Here is a 21,368-nt window from a genome sequence, read left to right as displayed (position 1 = left end):
ATTGCGCGACGAAAGGAGACCTCAAATGTCCGAAGGTCTGGCCCACGGGCTCGAAGGCGTGATCGCCGCCCACACCGTTCTGTCCGACGTCGACGGCGCTCATGGCCGCCTGGTCATTCGCGGCTATGCCGTCGAGGACCTCGCCGGCCACACCACGTTCGAGCAGGCCGCGCACCTGTTGTTCGATGGCTTCTTCGACGAGGCCCCCGCCGACCTCGCGTCGGCCCTGGGCGCGGCCCGGGTCAAGGTGTTCGCCGAGGTGGGGGCGCTCGACGAAGGCCTGGCCAAACGCGATCCCGTCGAGGCCATGCGCGCCTTGCTGGCGCGCCTGCCCGACGGCGATGATCTCGCCACCGCCCTGCTGCTGCTGGCCGCCCCGGCCGTCTTCACGCCCGCCGTGCTGCGCGTCGCGGCCGGCAAGGCGCCGGTCGCGCCCGATCCGGCCCTGTCGCACGCCGCCGACATCCTGCGGATGACCCGGGGCGAACCCGCCAGCGACGCGGAGACCCGGGCGCTGGACGCCTATCTGGTCACCGTCTGCGACCATGGTCTGAACGCCTCGACCTTCGCGGCCCGAGTCATCGCCTCGACGCGCGCGGGCCTGACCTCGGCGGTGCTGGGCGGGATCTCGGCCCTGAAGGGTCCGCTGCACGGCGGCGCGCCCGGTCCGGTGATCGACATGCTGGACGCCATCGGCACGCCCGAGAACGCTCGGCCCTGGCTGGAAAAGGCCCTGGCGCGCGGCGACCGGCTGATGGGGTTCGGTCACCGCATCTATCGCGTCCGCGACCCGCGCGCCGACGCCCTGAAGGCCGCCGTGCGCAAGCTGTCGGGCGCCTCCAGGACCCTGCCCGGCCGCGTCGCCTTCGCCGAGGCCGTCGAGCAGGCGGCCCTCCAGATCCTGCGCGAGCGCAAGCCCGACCGACCGCTGGACACCAATGTCGAGTTCTACACGGCCCTGCTGCTGGAGGCCCTCGGCCTGCCGCCGTCCAGCTTCACCTGCGTCTTCGCCATGGGCCGCACGGCGGGCTGGATCGCCCACGCCCGCGAACAGCTGGCGGGCGGCAAGCTGATCCGGCCGCAATCGGTCTATGTGGGGCCGGGGGTTCGCCAGGCGGCCTGACCCGCAAAGGCGAGAACGACTCGCGCGAGTCGTTCTCGCTGGGGCCGCGCGTCGCCGCTTGTTAAGGAGGCGGCATGACGCTCTCCGCCCTTTCGCCTGAAACCCAGGCCCTGACCCGCCGCGTCACCGCCCTGTCGGTGGCGGTCGCGGCGGTGCTGATCGTGGTCAAGACCCTGGCCTGGCTGGCCAGCGGCTCTGTGGCCCTGCTGGCCTCGCTGTCGGACTCCGGCCTGGATCTGATCGCCTCGCTGATCACCTTCTTCGCCGTGCGCTACGCGGCCGAGCCGCCGGACGCCGAGCACCGCTTCGGTCACGGCAAGGCCGAGGCCTTTTCCAGCCTGACCCAGGCCGGTCTGGTCTTCGCCTCGGGCGCCCTGATCGGCCAGGAAGCCATCCGCGCCATGCTGCATCCGCGCCCGGTCGAGCAGGGCCTGGTCGCCATGGCGGTGATGGTGATCTCCATCGTTCTCACCGTGGGCCTGATCGTCGCCCAATCCCGGGTGCTGAAGTCGACGGGCTCGATCGCCGTCTCGGGCGACCGCGCCCACTACGCGGCCGACCTGGCCTCCAACGCCGTGGCCCTGGTCGGCATCGGCGCGGCCTCCTGGCTGGGCCTGGGCTGGATCGACGCCGTCGCCGGCCTGCTGGTCGCCCTGTGGCTGATCTGGGGTGCGATCGGGGTGTTCGGCGAGGCCTCTCACCAGCTGATGGACCGCGAACTGCCCGACGAGGACCGCAAGCGCATCGTCGCCCTGGCCACCGAGGATCCGCGCCTGCTGGGGGTGCACCAGCTGCGCACCCGCGCCTCGGGCCCCTATGTCCACATGCAGATGCACGCCGACCTGGAAGCCGGCATCTCGCTGGCCGAGGCCCACACCATCATGGTGGCGGCCGAGAACCGCCTGCTGGAAGCCTTTCCGGCCGCCGACATCATCATCCACCCCGATCCACGGGGAAAGGCCGAGAGCCATGGCGGGTTGTTCGCCGAGAGCGATCACGGCTGAGGGGCTTGCTCCCACGGCCCTGAACGGGCCAATAGCGGCCTGAACACCGCTTCGAGACGCGCTTCATGGACGACACCCTGGCCCAACTGCCCCACGCCTTCGCCGGCAAGACCGTGCTGGTGCTGGGCGATGTGATGCTGGACCGCTTCATCTACGGGGCCGTCGATCGCATCTCGCCCGAGGCTCCCGTGCCGGTGATCGCCGTCGAGCGCGAGACCGCCATGCTGGGCGGGGCCGGCAATGTGGCCCGCAATGTCGCGGCGCTGGGCGGCAAGGCCGTGCTGATCGGCCTGATCGGCGATGACGAGGCCGGCCGCGCCCTGGCTGCCATGATCGCCGAGGAAGCTGGGATCGAAGCCCGCCTTGTCACCGACACGGCCCGCCGCACCACGGAAAAGGTCCGCTACATCTCCGGCTCGCACCAGATGCTGCGGGTGGATCGCGAAGATCGTGGGCCGGCCGAGGCGACGACCCTGCTGGCCGCCTTCAACCAGCGCCTGGCGGCCGCCGACGTGGTGGTGCTGTCCGACTACGCCAAGGGCGTGCTGACGCCGCAGGTCGTGCGCGAGGCCATCGACGCCGCCCGCGCCGCAGGCAAGCCGGTGATCGTCGATCCCAAGAGCCGCGACTTCGCCCGATATGACGGCGCCACCCTGATCAAGCCCAACCGCAAGGAGGCCGCCGAGGCCACTGGCATCACCGACGCCAGCGACGAGGCCTCCGAAGAGGCCGGCGCGGCGATCCTGGCCATGGCCCCGACGCTGCGGGCGGCCCTGGTCACCCGGGGCGGGGCGGGCATGACCCTGAGCGTGCGCGGCGAGCCGGCCGTGCACATCCCGGCCAGCGCGGTCGAGGTGTTCGACGTCTCCGGCGCCGGAGACACCGTGGCCGCGACCCTGGCCCTGGCCGTGGCCGCCGGCGCGCCGCTGGCCCTGGCCGCGCGCCTCGCCAATCTGGCCGCCGGCCTGGTGGTGGCCAAGCTGGGGACCGACGTGGTCACCGCCCATGAACTGACAGCCCTGGCCCATTCCGACGCCGGCGCGCCGGGCGAGATCAAGATCGCCGACCTGGACCAGGCCCGCGCCATCGTGGCCGGCTGGCGGGCCCGCGGGCTGAAGGTTGGCTTCACCAATGGCTGTTTCGACCTGCTGCATCCCGGCCACGTCTCGCTGCTGGACCAGTCCAAGGCCGCCTGCGACCGGTTGATCGTCGGCCTCAACACCGACGCCTCGGTCTCCAAGCTGAAGGGCCCCACCCGGCCCGTTCAGAAGGAGGCCGGCCGCGCCACGGTGCTGGCTTCGCTGTCGTCGGTGGACCTGGTGGTGCTGTTCGACGAGGACACCCCGCTGACGCTGATCGAGGCCTTCCGTCCCGACGTGCTGGTCAAGGGCGCCGACTACACCGTCGAGACGGTGGTCGGGTCTGACGTAGTGCTGGGCTATGGCGGCAGGGTGCTGCTGGCCGACCTCAAGGCGGGACAGAGCACCACCGCCCTGATCGGCCGGATGAACGCCTGAAGCCTGGGCGGCCAGAGCCAAAATGCGACGCAAACGCCTGCATTCCTTGGGTTAACGGCGTTCAGCAATCTCTTGTTAAGCAAAACGGCGCATCGCTCTTTTGATGCAGCCTGAGCGTAAATGGGCATGAGCGTCGATCGCACCCTTCATCATTTCCCCCTGGACCCCGCCTCGCGGCAGGTGCGTCTGGTGCTGGGGGAAAAGCGCCTGCCTTTTGTCGAGGTCCAGGTTCGCTACTGGGAAGGCGCCGACGATTTCATCGCGCTGAACCCGTCGGGCGTGACCCCGGTGCTGGTCGAGATCCGCAACGAGCGCAAGACCGTGGTCTGCGAGACCCGCGCCATCCTCGAACACATCGAGGAGCAGGAGCCCGAGCCCGCTCTGCTGGGCCGCGACGCGAGCGAGCGCGCGGAGGCCCGCCGCCTGCTGCAGTGGTTCGATCGCAAGTTCGACAATGAGGTCAACGGCTTCCTGCTGCACGAGAAGATGGAAAAGCGCCTGCTGCGGCTGGGCGCCCCGGACCTTTCGGCCCTGCGCCGCGGCCGCGAGGCGCTGCGCCACCATCTGGCCTATGTGGATGGCCTGCTGCAGACCCGCGACTGGCTGGCCGGCCGCCGCATGAGCCTGGCCGATTTCGCCGCCGCCGCCCACCTGTCGGTGATCGACTATTTCGGCGACGTGCCCTGGCAGGACTTCCAGACGGCCAAGACCTGGTACATGAAGCTGAAATCGAGGCCCTGCTTCAGGCCCATCCTGGCCGATCGCTGGCCCGGCCTCGCGCCGGCCGCGCATTATGACGACCTCGACTTCTAGTCACCCGAACCAGCTGTTGAAGGACGAGATCCGCGCCGAGGCCCTGCGCTTGGGCTTCCATGCGTGCGGCTTCGCCGACGCGACCGCCGCCTGGCCCAATGGCCAATGGCTGGCCGACTTCGTGGCCGACGGCTTCCATGGCGACATGGGCTGGATGGAAGAGACGCTGGAACGCCGCAGCCATCCCACCGCCATGTGGACCGAGGCCCGATCGGCCGTGGTGCTGGGCATGAACTATGGTCCCGAGCACGATCCGCTGACGGCCCTGGATCATCCCGACCGCGCCGCGATCTCGGTCTATGCCCAGGGCGACGACTATCACGACGTGGTCAAGAAGCGGCTCAAGCTTCTGGCCGGCTGGATGCATCGACGCTTCGGGGAAGAGGTGAAGGTGTTCGTCGACACCGCGCCGCTGATGGAAAAGCCCCTGGCCCAGCGGGCCGGACTGGGCTGGCAGGGCAAGCACACCAATCTCGTCTCGCGGCCGTTCGGCTCATGGCTGTTCCTGGGCTCGGTGCTGACCACCCTGGACCTGCCGCCCGATGCGCCGGAAGCCGATCACTGCGGCTCGTGCCGGGCCTGCCTGGATGTCTGTCCGACCAACGCCTTTCCCGAGCCCAATCGCCTCGATGCGCGGCGTTGCATCTCCTACCTGACCATCGAGCTGGCCGGCCCGATCCCGGTCGAGTTCCGGTCGGCGATGGGCAACCGGATCTATGGCTGCGACGACTGCCTGGCGGTGTGCCCGTGGAACAAGTTCGCCCAGGTCTCCAGCGAGGCGGCGTTTCATGCGCGGGAGACGCTGAAGGGGCCGTCGCTGGCGGCGCTGGCCGTGCTGGATGACCCGTCGTTCCGGGCGGTGTTTTCCAAGAGTCCGGTCAAGCGCATCGGGCGCGACCGGTTTGTACGCAATGTGCTCTACGCGATCGGCAACAGCGGCGATGCCGGGTTGATGGCTGTGGTCGAGCCGTTGTTGAGCGATCCGGCGTCGGTGGTGCGCGGCGCGGCGGTGTGGGCGGCGCGGCGTTTGGCGCCGGACAGGGCGGCGACGTTGCGGGGCGTTGAAGAAGACACCGATGTGTTGGCGGAGTGGGCTTGAAGTCCTCCCCCTAGCGGGGGACGTGTCGCCGTAGGCGACGGAGGGGGAAGTTCTGCTGACTCATTGCGGTCTTCCCCCTCCGGCCTTCGGCCGCCTCCCCCTTCAGGGGGAGGACCTTGCTTACAGCTTCAGCAGATCCTCGATCGCCGTCCGCGCCGCCGAGCCCAGCTCCGGATGGGCCAGCGCCAAGGCGACATTGGCCCGCAGCAGGCCGATCTTGTCGCCGCAGTCATAGGTGACGCCTTCGTATTCCAGAGCGTGGAACTCCTGAGTCCCCATCAGCTTCAGCATCGAGTCCGTCAGCTGGATCTCGTTGCCGGCGCCCTTTTCCTGCGAGGCCAGCAGGTCGAAGATCTCGGGCTGCAGGATGTAGCGGCCGCTGATGAACAGGTTGGAGGGCTCGGTGCCCTTCGGCGGCTTCTCGACCATGCCGGTCATGCGGTTCAGGCGGCCGTCCTGACCGTCCAGCGCCACGATGCCGTACTGGTGGGCCTGGCCTTGCGGGCAGGGCTCGACCACCACGATATTGCCGCCGACCTGATCATAGGCCTCGATGGCCTGGGCGAGAGCGGACGTCTTGGCGTGCATGACCATGTCGGGCAGCAGCACCGCGAAGGGCTCGTCGCCGATGATGTCGCGGGCGCACCACACCGCGTGGCCCAGGCCCAGCGGGGCCATCTGGCGCACGAAGCTCATCTCGCCGGGCTTGGGCAGCTCGGCCAGCAGCTCATCCAGCATCTCGGTCTTGCCCTTGGCGGCCAGCGCGGCCTCCAGTTCGACCTGATGGTCGAAATAGTCCTCGATCGCGCCCTTGTTGCGGCCGGTCACGAAGACGAAGTGCTCGATGCCCGCCGCCCGGGCCTCCGCGACCACATAGGACAGGATCGGCCGGTCCACGACGTTCAGCAGTTCCTTCGGCGTCGTCTTGGTGCCTGGAAGCACGCGGGTGCCAAAGCCGGCGACGGGAAGAACAGCTTTGCGGACGGGTTTCATGAGCGCCTCATCGGTTTCACTGGAGGTGGTTTCTAGGGGGCGCTCACGCGAAACGCCACCGCCGTTCGATGAAATCGTCGCCGGCCTGACGGTTCCGGGGAACGGACGATTGATCTTCGTGCTCAGACTGCTAGCTCAACCGCCAGATTGTCCCCGGGAGGCCCCCATGCACCGCCGCGCCGTTCTCACCCTCATGGCCGCCGGAGCGGCTGTCTCCCTGGCCGGCTGCGGGAGCAAGAAGGCCAAGGAAAACCTGGCCGCCGCCGACGCCTTCATGGCCCAGAACGCCAAGCAGCCCGGCGTGGTCACCCTGCCGGAAGGTCTGCAGTACAAGGTCATCCGCTCGGGCCCGCAGGGCGGCATGCACCCCACGCGCGCCGACGAGGTGAAGGTTAATTACGAGGGTAAGCTGATCGACGGCACGATCTTCGACAGCAGCTACGAGCGCGGCGTGCCGGCCTCGTTCCCGCTGGACGGCCTGGTGCCGGCCTGGATCATCGCCCTGCAGCGCATGAAAGCCGGCGACGAGTGGATGCTCTATGTGCCCCCGGCCTTGGGCTATGGCGCGGAAGACAAGGGTCCGATCCCCGGCAACAGCGTGATGATCTTCAGGATCGAACTGATCGATGTGCTGCGGTCGCCGAAGGGGACGGTGAAGGAGTAGCGGCCGTAAATCCTCCCCCTAGCGGGGGAGGTGTCGGCGAAGCCGACGGAGGGGGAAGTCGCGGCTCATTCATTGCCACTTCCCCCTCCGACCTTCGGTCGCCTCCCCCTTCAGGGAGAGGATTTTCGCCCTAAACCGACCGCGGCGGGTAGCCCTTCTCGCGCAGGGCGTCGATGATTTCCTGGGTGTGCTGGGCGTCGCGAGTTTCGATGGTGATGTCGAACTCCGCGCCCTTGGCGGGGACGTCGAGCGCCAGGCGGTTGTGGTTGACCTCGATGATGTTGGCGCCCATCACGCCGATCACGTTGGCCACGGTCGACAGCAGGCCCGGACGGTCGTCGCCCACGATGCGCAGGCTCACCAGCCGCTGGGCGCGCACCAGCTCGCGGGTCAGCACCGAGGCCAGCAGGCGGGTGTCGATATTGCCGCCGCACAGGATCAGGCCGCACTTCTTGCCCCGGAAGCGTTCCGGATAGGCCAGCAGCGCCGCCAGCGAGGCCGCCCCGGCCCCCTCGGCGATGGTCTTTTCGACATTGCAGTAGAGCGCCACGGCCTGCTCGATGTGCGGCTCTTCCAGCAGCAGCACGTCATCGATCAGCGGCCGGGCGACGCCATAGGTCAGCTCGCCCACGGTCTTGACCGCAACGCCCTCGGCGATCGTCTGGCCGCCGCAATGGGCGGTCATGCCGCGCATCTTGGCGGTGAAGGACGGATACATGGCCGGCTCGCAGCCGATGATGCGGATGTCGGGCTTCAGCGCCTTGGCCGCCGTGGCCACGCCGCTGATCAGGCCGCCGCCGCCGATCGGCACGGGCAGGACCTCCAGATCGGGCGCGTCTTCCAGCATCTCCAGGGCGATGGTCCCCTGTCCGGCCATGATGTCATAGTCGTCGAACGGGTGGACGAAGGTCAGGCCCTGCTCTTCGCGCAGTTTCAGCGCGTGGGCGTTGGCGTCGTCATAGCTTTCGCCCTCGATGATCACCGTCGCGCCGAAGTCGCGGGTGTGCTGCACCTTCACGAAGGGAGTTGTCTTGGGCATGACGATGGTCACCGGCACGCCCAGCCGGGCGCCGTGATAGGCCAGGCCCTGGGCATGGTTGCCGGCGCTGGCGGCGATGACGCCCTTGGCCTTCTGCGCGTCGGACAGGAGCATGAGCTTGTTGAGCGCGCCGCGCTCCTTGTAGGCCGCCGTGAACTGCAGGTTCTCGAACTTCACCCACACCTCGGCGCCGGTGATCTTCGACAGGGTCTTGGAATAGCGGCACGGCGTGCGCTCGATATGGCCCTTGAGGCGGCCGGCGGCGGCCTGGATGGCGGCGAGGTCGAGAGTCATGGGCTACCTGTCTGGACGCGGAACAATAGCTGGCGAAGGGGGCGTCGGGGGCGCGTCTAGCACATTCGATCCGGCCTCCGCACGTCTCGCGGCGCCTCAGGGGGCCCGATCGAGCAGATCGGTGATGGCTGTCCAGGCCTGCGGCTCGGTGAGCATTGGCGCGTGCCCGACGCCGGGAACCTCGACCACCGCCATCTGGGGCGCGGCGGCGCACATTCGTTCCACGATCGGCGGATCGATCAGGTCGGAAATGCCGCCCCGCACCAGGAGCACTTCGCGATCCTTCGTCAGGGCGCGGAACAGCGGATACATGTCCGGCGCCAGGGCCGAACCGCCCTGCTGCCCGGCCGCCGCCGCGGCCTTGATGGGCGCCGAGATGTCGGGATCGCAGGCCAGGACGTAGCCGCCGTCCTTCTCGTCGAAGAACCGGCGGGCGAAGCGGTCCCAGTCGGCGTCGCCATAGGCGGGAAAGGCGGCCTGGTTGATGCGGCGGGCGTAGTCGACGGCCTCGGGCCAGGTCTCGAACCGGCTGGCCCCGCCGGCATAGGCGGCGATGCGGGCCAGACCCACCGGCGACAGCTCGGGGCCGACGTCGTTCAACACCGCCGCCGCGATGGCCTCGGGCTTGAACGAGGCCAGAACCATGGTGATCAGCCCGCCCATGCTGGTGCCGATGAACACCGCCTTCTCGATCCCGGTCGCCGCCAGCAGGGCCACGACGTCGCCGGCATAGGTTCCGGGGTGATAGTTGAGGGGCTGGGGATCCCAGGCCGACAGGCCCCGACCACGCACATCGACCGCCAGAACACGACGGCCGCGGGCCGCGATCAGCGGCGCCAGGTCCTCGAAATCGCGGGCGTTGCGGGTCAGACCGTGGATGCAGATCACGGGCAGGCCGGTGACGTCGCCCACCGGCGCATAGTCTCGGGCGTGCAGCGGCAGGCCTTCGCCTGAGGTCCAGAAGAGGTCGGTGAAGGTCATTGGCGATCCCTGTCTTCAGTACGCGAACGGCGAGTCGATCTCGCTCAGCAGCGGCGCGGCTTCATCCCGCGCATTGGCCGCGATCTCGCTGTTGGGCATCGTCCAGTCGATGCCGATGGCCGGATCGTTCCAGCGCACCGCGCCTTCCGCCTGCGGCGCGTAGTAGTCGGTGACCTTGTAGATCACCTCGCAGTCGTCGCTGAGCGTGCAGTAGCCGTGGGCGAAGCCCTTGGGGACCAGCAGTTGCTGGCGGTTTTCAGCCGACAGCTCGGCCCCAACCCACTGGCCCCAGGTCGGCGAGCCTTTGCGGATGTCGACGGCGACGTCGAAGATCGCCCCGACCACGCAGCGCAGCAGCTTGTCCTGGGCGTGGGGCGGCTTCTGGTAGTGCAGCCCGCGCTGGATGCCGCGCCGGGTCGAACGCACGTGGTTGTCCTGAACGAACAGGCTGGTAAACCCCGCCTCCTCCAGGGCCGCCTGACGGAAGGTCTCCGAAAACCAGCCCCGCTCGTCGCCATGCCGGGCGGGCGTGATAAGCAGGACCTCGGGGATCGCCAGGGGCGTGATCTTCATGACGGGAACTCGACTGGAAATGAGCCGACCACCGATGCCCGCGCCGATCCCCGATGACAAGAGCGCGCCAGCGGTCAGCGTGATCATCGTCTCCTACCAGAGCGGCCCCACCCTCGAGCGCTGCCTGGCGGGGCTGAAGGCTCAGACCTTCACCGATTTCGAGATCCTCCTGGTCGACAACGCCTCGACCGACGGCGCGCCCCAGGCGGCCGTGGCGGCCGATCCGTCGCTGATCTTCCTGGAGCCCGGCGCCAATCTGGGCTTCGCGGCCGGCAACAACCTGGCGGTCGGCCGGGCGCGAGGCCGCTGGCTGGCCCTGCTCAACCCCGACGCCTATCCCGAACCCGACTGGCTGGCCGCCCTGATGGACGGCGTCGCCCGGTATCCGGGGATCGAAAGCTTCGCCTCGCTGCAGACCTCGGTCGATGAGCCCGATCGCCTGGACGGCGCCGGCGACAACATGACCTCGGCGGGCATTCCCTTCCGGGGTGGCTATGGCCGCAGGCTGCCGGCCGACCTGCCGGAGGGCGAGGTGTTCTCGTCGTGCGGCGCGGCCATGCTGATCGACCGGGCGCTGTTTCTGGACCTTGGCGGCTTTGACGAGCGGTTCTTCTGCTACTGCGAGGACGTCGACCTGGGTTATCGCCTGCGCCTGACCGGCCGCGCGACCGTGCTGCTGCCCGGGGCCCGCGTGGCCCATGTGGGCTCGGCCAGCACCGGGGTGCGCTCGGACTTCGCGATCTTCCATGGCTCGCGCAACCGCATCTGGACCTTCCTGAAGAACACCCCGCCCGTGCTGCTGTGGCTGACCACGCCCCTGCATGTGGCGGTGACAAGCGCCCTGCTGCTGCTGCACCTGCGCCGGGGCGACGCCGGGCCGGCGGTGCGGGGGATCAGGGCGGCTTTGCAGAGGGCGGATCTCAAGGCGGTCATGGCCGACCGCAGGACGGTTCAGGCCCGGCGCAAGATCGGGTCGCTGGCGATTCTGCGGGTGATGTCGATCGACCCGGTGGCGTTCGTGGGGCGGCGGTTCGTGATCCGGAAACAGAGATTATCAGGTCAAAAGGGCGATAAATGATTGGAGAATTTTTCTACATATCAATCATAAATGTTGCGTAAGACCATTCAATATACCTCACCACCGCGCCACTATCATAAACCACACATAAGGTGGCGCGCCTCCAGCTATCGTCCGTATAGATATTTACTCGGTAATTCGGGCCATTGTCATGTCTTAGACAGTATGAGTCCGTGTCCTTTTCGCGAAACTTGAACCCATGATTGTTTAAATTCAGCGGAACTGACTGGATTGGTAATCCAATGCGAATTCCGAACATTTCACCAGAATCAATGCGCCCATAGTCGCTGCGTAACGCAAGGCGCGTGCTGCTAAATGGCGTAGCGGCCCACGCTATATAAGCGACCGCAGTAGCGAGAAATATTACCAGAACTATTCTGCTTCTCTTCATGTCCCACCGTCCGGTCCCGCCCGAACCGAAAGATCCTCGATCAGCCGCGCCATGAAGGCCGCGCCGCGCTGCATCTGGGAGATCTCCACGAACTCATCCGGCTGGTGGGCCTGGTCGATCGAGCCGGGGCCGCAGATCACCGTCGAGAACCCTGCGCCCTGGAACTGCCCGGCCTCGGCGGCATAGGGCACGACACGGGCTGGTCCGTTGTCGCCGGCCATCCGGCGGGCGAAGGCCTCGGCCGCGCCATCGACCTCGGGCGCGAAGGCGGGCGTCAGAGAGCGACGCTCGACCCTGACCCCGGCCTCGGGCGCGCGGGCCTTCAGCTCGGTGTCCATCGCCTCGGCCTTCGCGAAGAACCCGGCCAGGATCGCCATCGGATCCATTCCGGGCGGGGTGCGCAGGTCGAAGATGAAGACACATTCGCGCGCCAGGATGTTGACCGCCGTGCCGCCATTGACCTGGCCGATGGTCAGGCTCGCGCCCTTTGGCGTGAATGCCGAGGCGGGATCGGCCTCGCGCTCCAGCCTTTCCGAAAGTTCGACAAGGCCCGCCATCAGCCTGATCGCCGCCATGTTGGCCGAGACGCCCAGATGGGTCAGGCTGGAATGGGCCTCGCGGCCGGAGACCGTGACGCGGAAGCTGGCTATGCCCTTGTGACCGCTGACGGCGACCATGTCGGTGGGTTCGCCGACCACCACCACCGCCGGCTTGGGCAGGTCGCGGGCGATCACCTCGATCATGTCCGGCGCGCCCAGGCAGCCGACCTCTTCGTCATAGGAAAAGGCCAGGTGCACCGGCTTGGTCAACGTCGCGGCCGCCAGATCCGGCGCGGCCGCCAGCGCCAGGGCCAGGAAGCCCTTCATGTCGCAGGTCCCCCGGCCATAGAGCCGGCCGTCCTTCTCGGTGAGCACGAACGGGTCGGTGGACCACGGCTGGCCATCGACCGGCACCACGTCGGTATGGCCCGACAGCACGACGCCGCCCTCCACCGCCGGGCCGATGCTGGCCAGCAGGTTGGATTTCGTACCGTCGACATTGGGCACCCGCCGCGAGGCCACGCCCAGATCGGACAGATAGCCCTCGACCCATTCGATCAGGGCCAGGTTGGACAGGCGCGAGGTGGTGTCGAACGCGACCAGCTTGGCCAGGACGTCGATCGCGCGAACGGAAAGCGCTTCGGAGGAGGATGCCATGGGCGGAGCCTAGACCCGTCGCCTCGTCGCTGCCTAGCCGGGCGCGGGCAGATCGCGGATCTTGTCCGCGCGCGAGGCATACCCTTGCCGAAACCCGACCGTTTTCTGCCTCCGCCGAGCCGTTTCGTCCCCGCGCCATCCGCCGAGACGCTTTTCTTCGGCCCGCCAAGCCTCTAGAGGGAGCGGACCATGATCCTGACCCTCTCCTGCCCCGACCAGCGCGGCATCGTCGCCAAGGTGTCCGCCTTTCTCTTCGAACGCGCCTGCAACATCCTGGACGCGCAGCAGTTCGACGACCAGGAGACCGGCCAGTTCTTCATGCGCGTGGTGTTCGACGCCGACGACGCCGACCATGAAGCCCTGCGCGCCGACTTCACGGTGGTGGCCGCCGCCCTGTCGATGAAGTGGACGCTGCGCGCCCGCACAGACCGCTACCGGGTGATGATCCTGGCCAGCAAGTTCGACCACTGCCTGGCCGACCTGGTCTATCGCTGGAAGATCGGCGAGCTGCCGATGGAGATCGCCGGGGTCGTCGCCAACCACCCGGCCGAGACCTATGCCAATGTCGATCTGTCGGGCCTGCCCTTCCATCACCTGCCGGTGACCAAGGAGACCAAGTTCGAGCAGGAAGCCGCGCTCTGGAAGCTGATCCAGGAGACGAAGACCGATATCGTCGTGCTGGCCCGCTACATGCAGGTGCTGTCGGACGGGCTGTCGGCCAAGCTGGCCGGGCGCTGCATCAACATCCACCACTCGTTTCTGCCCGGCTTCAAGGGCGCCAAGCCCTATCACCAGGCCCATGCCCGCGGCGTGAAGGTGATCGGCGCCTCGGCCCACTATGTCACCGGCGACCTGGATGAAGGCCCGATCATCGAGCAGGACGTCGAGCGCATCAGCCACCGCGACACGCCCGAGGACCTGATCCGCAAGGGCCGCGACATCGAGCGCCGCGTCCTGGCCCGCGCCCTGCGCTATCGCCTGGAAGACCGGGTGCTGCTGAACGGCCGCAAGACGGTGGTGTTCACCGACTAGCGGTCCTCGACCGGCGTTCCGGCCTGCGCGGTTGCAACTACAGGAAAAACTGGATACGGCCGTCTTCTTCGATGGCCGAGGCTTTCCAGGGTATGTCGCAGCACAAACTCCGCATCATGGTCACCGGCGGCTGCGGTTTCATCGGCTCGGCCGTCTGCCGTTACCTCGCCGGCCAGGGCGACGCGGTGATCCTCAATTTCGACGCCCTGACCTATGCGGCCTCCGAGGCCAGCCTCGACGACCTGCGCGGCCACAACAGCTATGCCTTCGTGAAGGGCGACGTCGCCGACGCGGGCGCTGTGGCGCGCGCCATCGCCGACTTCAGGCCGACCCACATCATGCACCTGGCCGCCGAGTCGCATGTGGACCGCTCGATCACCGGGCCGGGCGCCTTCATCCAGACCAATATCGTCGGCACCTATGTGATGCTGCAGGCGGCGCTGGACTATTGGCGGACGCTGGACGCCGAGGCCGCCGGGGCTTTCCGTTTCCACCACATCTCGACCGACGAGGTGTTCGGCAGCCTGGGCGCCGAGGGGCTGTTTTCCGAGACCACGCCCTATGATCCGCGCTCGCCCTATTCGGCCTCGAAGGCCGCGTCCGACCATATGGTGCGCGCCTGGTATCACACCTATGGCCTGCCGGTGGTGGTCTCCAACTGTTCGAACAACTACGGCCCGTATCACTTCCCCGAGAAGCTGATCCCGCTGGTCACGCTCAACGCCCTCGAGGGCCAGCCGCTGCCGGTCTATGGCCAGGGCGACAACATCCGTGACTGGCTCTATGTCGACGACCACGCCCGGGCGCTGGTCACCATCGCCACTCGCGGTCGGGTCGGCGAGAGCTACACTGTCGGCGGTCGCAACGAGCGCACCAATCTGGAAGTGGTCGAGGCGATCTGCGATCTGCTGGACGAACTGCGGCCCCAGCCGGGCCTGAAGCGTCGCGACCTGATCCGGTTCGTCCCCGACCGTCCGGGCCACGACGCCCGCTACGCCATCGACGCGACCAAGCTGGAAACCGAACTGGGCTGGACGGCGGAGGAGACGTTCGACACCGGCCTGCGCAAGACCGTCGAATGGTATCTGGCCCGCGAGGACTGGTGGCGACCGCTGCGCGACCGCTATGCCGGCCAGCGTCTGGGCCTGTGAAAAGCCTCCGTCCCGCCCTTGGCGCCGTCATGCGACGGGGCGCTGAAATCCCCGAAAAATAGCCGTGAAAACCGGCGCTCGCGCGTCGCGATCAGCGGCTGTTCCCGAGGGTCGAACCGACCTAAACCTCTAGAAGAATCAGCGGGTCGCGCCGCCGGATGAAATGTTTCCCAAGCTCCCAAGGCCTGTTAAGAAGGCGCCCGCTTTGGCGGGAGGGGTGTTTGGGAGTTTCGCTCGACGCCGACCTGTTCGCGTGAGTTGCCGAATGTCTTCGCCGTCAGCAGGAATGGCTTCTGAATGAGCCTCGCCGGTAATTTCAAAGCCGCCGTACTGGACCTGTATCGCGGTGTGCGCCTGACGCCCCTGTGGTGGCGGGTGAGCGTCGAGCAGACCGTCACCCGCTACCGCCGCAGCCTGCTGGGCCCGGTCTGGATGGCCAGCACCACCCTGGCCACCGCCTTCTCCCTGGCCATCATCTACGGCTCGATCTTCGGTGGTAACAGCAAGGACACCCTGCCCTTCATCATGATCGGCGTGGTCGCCTGGTCGCTGGCCGGCGGCCTGCTGCCCGAGATCGCCGGCACCTTCGTGCAGGCGGCCGGCGTGATGCAGGTGCGAAACCTGCCGCTGAGCTTCCACGCCTTCCAGCAGATGAGCCGCATCTTCATCAACTTCCTGCACCAGATCGTCGGTCTGTGGCTGGTGCTGATCGTGATGAAGCTGGCGGTGGTGCCGCACTGGAGCCTGCTGATCACCCTGCCGATCCTGCTGCTGGCCGGGCTGTTCGTCAGCATCCCGCTGGGCATGATCTCGGTGCGCTATCGCGACGTGAACTACATGGTCGGCTTTGTCGCCCAGAGCCTGTTCATGCTGACGCCGGTGTTCTGGCGGCGCTCGCAGGTGCCCGAGACCATGCGCTGGGTCGTGGACCTCAACCCGTTCAGCCACCTGCTCGAGATCATCCGGCAGCCGTTGATGGGGCACATGGTGCCCTATCATGACCTTATGGCGTCGCTCGCCTATCTCGGAGTCGCGGTCATCGTCACGCTGGTCAGCCTGACCTTCGCCCGCACTCGCGTCGTGTTCTGGTTGTAGGTCCCATGAGCAGTTCCGTCGAACTCAAGAACGTCACGCTGGACTACAACCTCTACAGCGTTCGGGCCCAGTCGCTGCGCAACGCGGTGTTCAACATGGCCGTCGGCGGCCGCCTGATCCAGGAAGGCAAGGATGTCAGCTACATCCGCGCCCTGTCGGACGTCAGCTTCAGGCTGGAGGAAGGCGACCGGCTGGCCGTGATCGGCCACAACGGCTCGGGCAAGACCTCGCTGCTGAAGATCCTGGCCGGCATCTATGCGCCGACCTCGGGCAAGGTCGATATTCGCGGGCGGATCAGCTCGATGATCTCCATCACCGTCGGCCTCGACATCGAGGCCTCGGGCTTGGACAACATCCGCAACCTGGCGATGATGCAGATGATGTCGGATCGCGAGATCAAGCGTCGCATGCCCGACATCGTCGAGTTCTCGGGCCTGGGCGCCTTCGTGCACATGCCGCTCAAGACCTATTCAGCCGGCATGATCGCGCGCCTGACCTTCTCGGTGGCCACCCAGATGGACGCCGAGATCATGATCATGGACGAGTGGATCAGCGCCGGCGACGCCGAGTTCCAGAAGCGGGCCACCGAGCGCCTCAGCGGCATGGTCGACGCCGCCAAGATCGTCGTCCTGGCCACCCACGACTACAAGCTGGCCGCGGCGGTCTGCAACAAGGTCATGACCATGGAATCCGGCGTGCCGACCTTCTTCGGCACCACCGCCGAGTGGCTTGAGAGAAGCAACGCGGCGTGAGCGGACGGCTCCCCACGCCCCGGAAGGCCATCGAGGCTGCCGGACCGCCGGGCCAGTTTCGAACCCTGTCTCCCGACGCCGACATGCTGCTGCGCCTGACGCGGGCGGAGCAGCCCGCCTTCGACGGCGTCGCGTCGGTCCGGGTGGCGGTGACGATCCGCGCCCTGGAGGGCGTGGTCGACGGCCCCAGCATCATCGTCGACTGGGGCGACGGCCTGGAACTGGGCCAGCCGATCGCGCTCAAGCCCGTCGGCGATGACGTCTACGCGGTGGTGGTCCACACCAATGCCGGGGCGCTGTCGCAGGTGTTGTTCCTGCCCTCGAAGACGCCGGGCCAGTTCGAGATCGAGGCGTTTCGCGTCGACCCCGCCTCGGAGCCGAGCGGCGCCGCCCCGCGCCTGTCGGCCCCCCGCAGGCTGCTGCGCGCCGGGCTTCGCAAGGTTTCCCCAAACACGGCCCGCTGGGTCCGGACCGGCCTGCGGAGCCTGCGCAACCCGCGCGGCCTGATGACGATGGGCCGCAGCGCCCTGGCCGGCTTCAGCCGAGACCCGTGGCGGGCTGCCTATCTGAACGCCGTCGGCGTGGCCAAGGGCCAGACCAGCCCAGAGTTCGCCGCCCCGGCCCTGCACCCGCCGCCCAAGGCGCCGGACGCTCCCAGGGTGCTGGCCTTCTATCTCCCGCAGTATCATCCGTTCCCGGAGAACGACCGCTGGTGGGGCAAGGGCTTCACCGAGTGGACCAATGTCAGCAAGGCCACGCCGCAGTTCGTCGGCCATCGCCAGCCCCACCTGCCCGGCGAGCTGGGCTTCTATGACCTGCGCGTGCCCGAGGTGCTGCGAGCCCAGGCCGATCTGGCCAAGAACGCCGGCGTCGACGCCTTCTGCTTCTACTACTACTGGTTCGAGGGAAAGCGCCTGCTGGAGCGGCCGCTCGACGCCTTCGTGGGCGACCCCGCGATCGACCTGCCGTTCGCCCTGTGCTGGGCCAACGAGAACTGGACGCGGCGCTGGGACGGCCGCGAGTCCGACATCCTGATCGGCCAGAACCATTCACCCGAGGACGACCGGGCGCTGCTGGACGACCTGGCGCGCTACATGGCCTCGCCGCGCTATGTGCGGGTCGGCGGCAAGCCCCTGCTGATCGTCTATCGCCCCGACACCCTGCCCAGCGCGGCGGCGACGGTGGAGCGCTGGCGCCGGCGCGCCCGCGACATCGGCATCGGCGAGCTCTTCATCCTCTGCACCAACGCCTTCGGCTTCTCGGCCTACAAGGACGCCGGCTTCGACGGCCTGGTCGAGTTCCCGCCCCACGCCCTGACCCAGGGCGACATCACCGAGACGGTCGAGCGCCTGAACCCCGACTTCGGCGGCCGCGTCTATGACTACAGCGCCATCGTCGAGGGGCGGATCGCCGCGCTGGGCCAGCGCCAGGACGCCCGCATCTTCCCCGGCGTGATGCCCTCCTGGGACAACGAGGCCCGCAAGCCGGGCTTCAGCAACATCTTCCACGGCGCGACGCCGCAGCGCTTCCATGCGTGGTCGAGCGCCGCCCTGGACTGCAGCATGCGACTGGCGCCGCCGGACGAGCGACTGGTCTTCGTCAACGCCTGGAACGAGTGGGGCGAGGGCGCCTATCTGGAGCCCGACCGCTGGTACGGCCACGCCTCGGCCCAGGCCCTGCGGCGCGCGGTCGCCAACCTGGCGCCGGCCACCGCTCTGCTGCACCCCGCCGTCCTCGCCTCGCGCGACCTGCCCCGGGCGCACGACGCGGTGATGCTGTTCCACATCTACTATCCGGACCTGATCGACGACCTGGCCGCCCGCCTGGCGCCCCTGCGCGCCAGCCTGGACGTCATCGTCACCTTCCCGGACCAGTGGCCGGACGAGACCGTCGAAGCCCTGGCGCGCGCCGTGCCCGGCGCCGTGCTGGCGCCCGCGCCCAATCGCGGCCGCGACGTCGCCCCGTTCCTGACCGCGCTGGAGATCGCCCGGGGCCGGGGCCACACCCTCTTCTGCAAGGCGCACAGCAAGAAGTCGCCGCACCGGTCCGACGGCGCCGCCTGGCGCGATCGCCTGCTGGATGGGCTGATGTCGCCCGAGCCCGCCCGCAAGGCCCTGGCCCGGTTCGCGCAAGACCCCAGGTTGGGCCTGCTGGCCGGCGAAGACACCCGCGTCGGCTTCGACCATCCTGGGATCATGACCCAGAACGCCGATGGCGTGGCCTATCTCGCGCGCCGCCTGGGCTTTCGCTACGGACCCAGGACCGCCTTTCCGGCGGGAACGATGTTCTGGGGCCGAGTCGCGGCCTTCCAGGCTCTGGCGGGGCTGGGCGGGCAGAACCTGCCGTTCGATCCCGAGCTGGGCCAGGTCGACGGCACGCTGGCGCACGCCTTCGAGCGCGTCATGGGCGCGCTGGCGGAGTCAGCCGGCTTCCGCGTCGACTGGGATATCTGACGCCCTGGCCAGGGCGGGCCGACGCCCACCCTGGCTGGATCGGGATCAGGCCGCGGCGGCGGCCACGGCTTCGGCGGTGATGCCGAATTCCTTGTAGAGGCGCTCGAACGGGGCGCTGGCGCCAAAGCCGGTCATGCCGACAAAGCCGCCGTCCTCGCCGATGAAGCGGTCCCAGCCCTGGCGGATGCCCGCTTCAACCGCGACGCGTCGGGCCGCCTTGCCGATGACGGCCTGGCGATAGGCGGCCGGTTGCTGCTCGAACAGCTCCCAGCAGGGAACCGAGACCACCCGGGTCGGCTTGCCCTGGCCCTGCAGGATGTCGCGGGCGGCGACGGCCAGCGCCACTTCAGTGCCGGTGGCGAATAGCGTCACCGCCGCCTCACCGCCCTCGGCGGCCAGCAGCTCATAGGCGCCCTTGGCCGACAGGTTCTCGGCGCCGGAGGCGCGGACGCCCGGGGTCTTCTGGCGCGACAGGGCCATGACCGAGGGGGTCGAGGTCTGTTCCAGCGCGATCTTCCAGCACTCGGCGGCTTCCACCGCGTCGCAAGGGCGGAAGACCAGCAGGTTGGGAATGGCGCGCAGGGACGCGACCTGTTCCACCGGCTGGTGGGTGGGACCGTCCTCGCCCAGGCCGATGGAGTCGTGGGTCATCACGTGGATGACCTTGGCCTGCATCAGGGCGCCCAGGCGGATGGCGGCGCGGCTGTAGTCGGCGAAGGCCAGGAAGGTGCCCGAATAGGGAATGACGCCGCCGTGCAGGGCCATGCCGTTCATCGCCGCGGCCATGCCGAACTCACGCACGCCGTAATGGACGTAGCGGCCGGCGTAGTCGGGGGTGTCGAACGCCGTCATGCCCTTGACGAAGGTGTTGTTGGAGCCGGTCAGGTCGGCCGAGCCGCCGATCATTTCCGGGATCGACGGGATCAGATGGTCCAGGGCCGCGCCGGAGTGAACGCGGGTGGCGTTGGCCGGCTTGCTGGCCGCCATGGCCTCGATATGGGCGTTGACGGCCGAGAAGGCGCCGTCGGGCAGGGCGCCCGACATGGCGCGCTTGAACTCGCCGGCCTTGGCCGAGGCGTTGAGCGCCGCTTCCCAGGTCTTGCGAACCTTGGCGCCGCGACGGCCGACGCTCTTCCAGGCCTTGGCGATGTCGTCGGGCACGGTGAACGGCGCGGCGTCCCAGCCCATGGCGACGCGCGAGGCGGCGATCTCGTTGTCGAACAGGGTGTAGCCGTGGCTGTGGGGGTCGCCTTCCTTGGGACCCGCGCCCTTCGAGATCAGCGTCTTGCACGCGATCATGGTCGGGCGGTCCTGCTTGGTGGCCCAGCGCAGGGCGGCGGCGATCTTGCCGTGGTCGTGGCCGTCGACGACCTTGACCGCCCAGCCGGCGGCCTTGAAGCGCATGACCTGGTCGCCGGTCTCGGAGATGGTGGCGACGCCGTCGATCGTGGTGTTGTTGTCGTCGAACAGCACGGTCAGCTTGGAAAGCTTCAGGCGGCCGGCGATGCTGATGGCTTCATGGCTGACGCCTTCCATCAGGCAGCCGTCGCCGGCGATCACCCAGGTGCGGTGATCGACGATGTCGGAGCCAAAGCGCGAGGCCAGATGGGCTTCGGCCATGGCCATGCCGACGGCGGTGGCCAGGCCCTGGCCCAGCGGGCCGGTGGTGGTCTCGACGCCGGGGGTGTGGTGCACTTCCGGGTGGCCGGGGGTCAGCGAACCCCACTGACGGAAATTCTCGATCTCCTTCATCGTCATGGCCTTGAAGCCGGTCAGGTGAAGCAGGGAATAGATCAGCATCGAGCCGTGGCCGGCCGACAGCACGAAGCGGTCGCGGTCGGCCCAGTCGGGCTTGGCGGCGTCAAACTTGAGGAACTTGCTCCACAGCACGGTCGCCACGTCAGCCATGCCCATCGGCATGCCTTGGTGTCCGGACTTGGCCTTGTGGACCGCATCCATGGAAAGGACGCGGATCGCGTCGGCCATTTTGATGGGCGAAACGGGCATGGGCGTTCGTCTTTGTTCGTTATGTTTTGCAGGGCTGCGCGGGCGCGAGGTCGCACGATGACCCCCGTGGGTCAAGTTTCGCGGGCCTTTTGGGCGCGCTTCCCATGACACTT

18 protein-coding genes and 1 pseudogene are annotated in these 21,368 nt (G+C 68.1%); 12 read left to right on the top strand and 7 right to left on the bottom strand.

Annotated elements, in window-relative coordinates:
* Positions 1 to 37 precede the first annotated feature (37 nt).
* The 5 genes from ACQY9P_RS06630 to queG all read left to right on the top strand — a co-directional run bounded on the left by ACQY9P_RS06630 (position 38) and on the right by queG (position 5,556).
* The gene (locus tag ACQY9P_RS06630) at positions 38 to 1,123 is read left to right on the top strand and encodes a citrate synthase/methylcitrate synthase (RefSeq protein ID WP_421740145.1); all 1,086 of its coding nucleotides are present in this window, start codon (positions 38 to 40) and stop codon (positions 1,121 to 1,123) included.
* A gap of 74 nt (positions 1,124 to 1,197) precedes the next feature.
* On the top strand, positions 1,198 to 2,127 hold the full coding sequence (locus tag ACQY9P_RS06625) for a cation diffusion facilitator family transporter (RefSeq protein ID WP_421740030.1): 930 nt from the start codon (positions 1,198 to 1,200) through the stop codon (positions 2,125 to 2,127).
* A 65-nt stretch (positions 2,128 to 2,192) separates the two neighbouring features.
* Complete coding sequence (gene rfaE1 / locus ACQY9P_RS06620; protein WP_421740031.1) at positions 2,193 to 3,644, top strand: D-glycero-beta-D-manno-heptose-7-phosphate kinase; 1,452 nt, start codon at positions 2,193 to 2,195, stop codon at positions 3,642 to 3,644.
* 126 nt (positions 3,645 to 3,770) lie between these two features.
* Complete coding sequence (locus ACQY9P_RS06615; protein WP_421740032.1) at positions 3,771 to 4,457, top strand: glutathione S-transferase family protein; 687 nt, start codon at positions 3,771 to 3,773, stop codon at positions 4,455 to 4,457.
* Positions 4,438 to 5,556: a tRNA epoxyqueuosine(34) reductase QueG gene (gene queG / locus ACQY9P_RS06610; protein ID WP_421740033.1), complete on the top strand. Its 1,119-nt coding sequence runs from the start codon at positions 4,438 to 4,440 to the stop codon at positions 5,554 to 5,556. The genes ACQY9P_RS06615 and queG overlap by 20 nt, the downstream gene beginning before the upstream one ends.
* A gap of 120 nt (positions 5,557 to 5,676) precedes the next feature.
* On the opposite strand, the gene ACQY9P_RS06605 is transcribed toward queG, so the two are convergent.
* The gene (locus ACQY9P_RS06605) at positions 5,677 to 6,549 is read right to left on the bottom strand and encodes a UTP--glucose-1-phosphate uridylyltransferase (RefSeq protein ID WP_421740034.1); all 873 of its coding nucleotides are present in this window, start codon (positions 6,547 to 6,549) and stop codon (positions 5,677 to 5,679) included.
* Positions 6,550 to 6,715: 166 nt separating this feature from the next.
* Here ACQY9P_RS06605 and ACQY9P_RS06600 point away from each other — a divergent pair, with 166 nt between their 5' ends.
* A complete protein-coding gene (locus ACQY9P_RS06600; protein WP_421740035.1) occupies positions 6,716 to 7,213 on the top strand; it encodes an FKBP-type peptidyl-prolyl cis-trans isomerase in 498 nt (165 codons plus the stop codon).
* 8 nt (positions 7,214 to 7,221) lie between these two features.
* On the opposite strand, the pseudogene ACQY9P_RS06595 reads toward ACQY9P_RS06600, so the two are convergent.
* From ACQY9P_RS06595 to rfbC, 4 genes and pseudogenes are all read right to left on the bottom strand, one after another.
* A pseudogene (locus ACQY9P_RS06595) lies at positions 7,222 to 7,323 on the bottom strand (hypothetical protein); the annotation flags it as partial.
* 20 nt (positions 7,324 to 7,343) lie between these two features.
* Positions 7,344 to 8,546 (bottom strand): threonine ammonia-lyase, encoded by a 1,203-nt coding sequence (locus ACQY9P_RS06590; RefSeq protein ID WP_421740036.1) that lies wholly within the window; start codon positions 8,544 to 8,546, stop codon positions 7,344 to 7,346.
* A gap of 96 nt (positions 8,547 to 8,642) precedes the next feature.
* Positions 8,643 to 9,527, bottom strand: a complete 885-nt coding sequence (locus tag ACQY9P_RS06585; protein ID WP_421740037.1) for an alpha/beta fold hydrolase — start codon at positions 9,525 to 9,527, stop codon at positions 8,643 to 8,645.
* A gap of 15 nt (positions 9,528 to 9,542) precedes the next feature.
* Positions 9,543 to 10,100: a dTDP-4-dehydrorhamnose 3,5-epimerase gene (gene rfbC / locus ACQY9P_RS06580; RefSeq protein ID WP_421740038.1), complete on the bottom strand. Its 558-nt coding sequence runs from the start codon at positions 10,098 to 10,100 to the stop codon at positions 9,543 to 9,545.
* A gap of 34 nt (positions 10,101 to 10,134) precedes the next feature.
* On the opposite strand from rfbC, the gene ACQY9P_RS06575 reads away from it, so the two are divergent.
* Entirely contained in the window at positions 10,135 to 11,178 is a 1,044-nt protein-coding gene (locus ACQY9P_RS06575; RefSeq protein WP_421740146.1) for a glycosyltransferase family 2 protein, read from the top strand.
* Positions 11,179 to 11,565: 387 nt separating this feature from the next.
* Here the strand turns inward: ACQY9P_RS06575 and argE are convergent, their stop codons facing one another.
* Positions 11,566 to 12,765, bottom strand: coding sequence for an acetylornithine deacetylase (gene argE / locus ACQY9P_RS06570; RefSeq protein WP_421740039.1), 1,200 nt, complete (start codon positions 12,763 to 12,765; stop codon positions 11,566 to 11,568).
* A 189-nt stretch (positions 12,766 to 12,954) separates the two neighbouring features.
* Here argE and purU point away from each other — a divergent pair, with 189 nt between their 5' ends.
* The 5 genes from purU to ACQY9P_RS06545 all read left to right on the top strand — a co-directional run bounded on the left by purU (position 12,955) and on the right by ACQY9P_RS06545 (position 19,248).
* Complete coding sequence (gene purU, locus ACQY9P_RS06565; protein WP_421740040.1) at positions 12,955 to 13,797, top strand: formyltetrahydrofolate deformylase; 843 nt, start codon at positions 12,955 to 12,957, stop codon at positions 13,795 to 13,797.
* A 92-nt stretch (positions 13,798 to 13,889) separates the two neighbouring features.
* Positions 13,890 to 14,948, top strand: a complete 1,059-nt coding sequence (rfbB, locus tag ACQY9P_RS06560; RefSeq protein ID WP_421740041.1) for a dTDP-glucose 4,6-dehydratase — start codon at positions 13,890 to 13,892, stop codon at positions 14,946 to 14,948.
* 297 nt (positions 14,949 to 15,245) lie between these two features.
* Positions 15,246 to 16,043 carry an ABC transporter permease gene (locus tag ACQY9P_RS06555; protein WP_421740042.1) on the top strand — a complete coding sequence of 266 codons (798 nt, stop codon included), beginning with the start codon at positions 15,246 to 15,248 and terminating at the stop codon, positions 16,041 to 16,043.
* 5 nt (positions 16,044 to 16,048) lie between these two features.
* Complete coding sequence (locus ACQY9P_RS06550; protein ID WP_421740043.1) at positions 16,049 to 16,795, top strand: ABC transporter ATP-binding protein; 747 nt, start codon at positions 16,049 to 16,051, stop codon at positions 16,793 to 16,795.
* Complete coding sequence (locus ACQY9P_RS06545) at positions 16,792 to 19,248, top strand: glycoside hydrolase family 99-like domain-containing protein (RefSeq protein ID WP_421740044.1); 2,457 nt, start codon at positions 16,792 to 16,794, stop codon at positions 19,246 to 19,248. The genes ACQY9P_RS06550 and ACQY9P_RS06545 overlap by 4 nt, the downstream gene beginning before the upstream one ends.
* Before the next feature lie 45 nt (positions 19,249 to 19,293).
* On the opposite strand, the gene tkt is transcribed toward ACQY9P_RS06545, so the two are convergent.
* On the bottom strand, positions 19,294 to 21,255 hold the full coding sequence (gene tkt, locus ACQY9P_RS06540; protein ID WP_421740045.1) for a transketolase: 1,962 nt from the start codon (positions 21,253 to 21,255) through the stop codon (positions 19,294 to 19,296).
* Positions 21,256 to 21,368 lie beyond the last annotated feature (113 nt).

Source organism: Caulobacter sp. (genome assembly GCF_965279145.1).
Taxonomy (GTDB): domain Bacteria; phylum Pseudomonadota; class Alphaproteobacteria; order Caulobacterales; family Caulobacteraceae; genus Caulobacter.
Note: the sequence above shows the minus strand (reverse complement) of the source record. Positions and strands in the feature narration are given on the sequence as shown.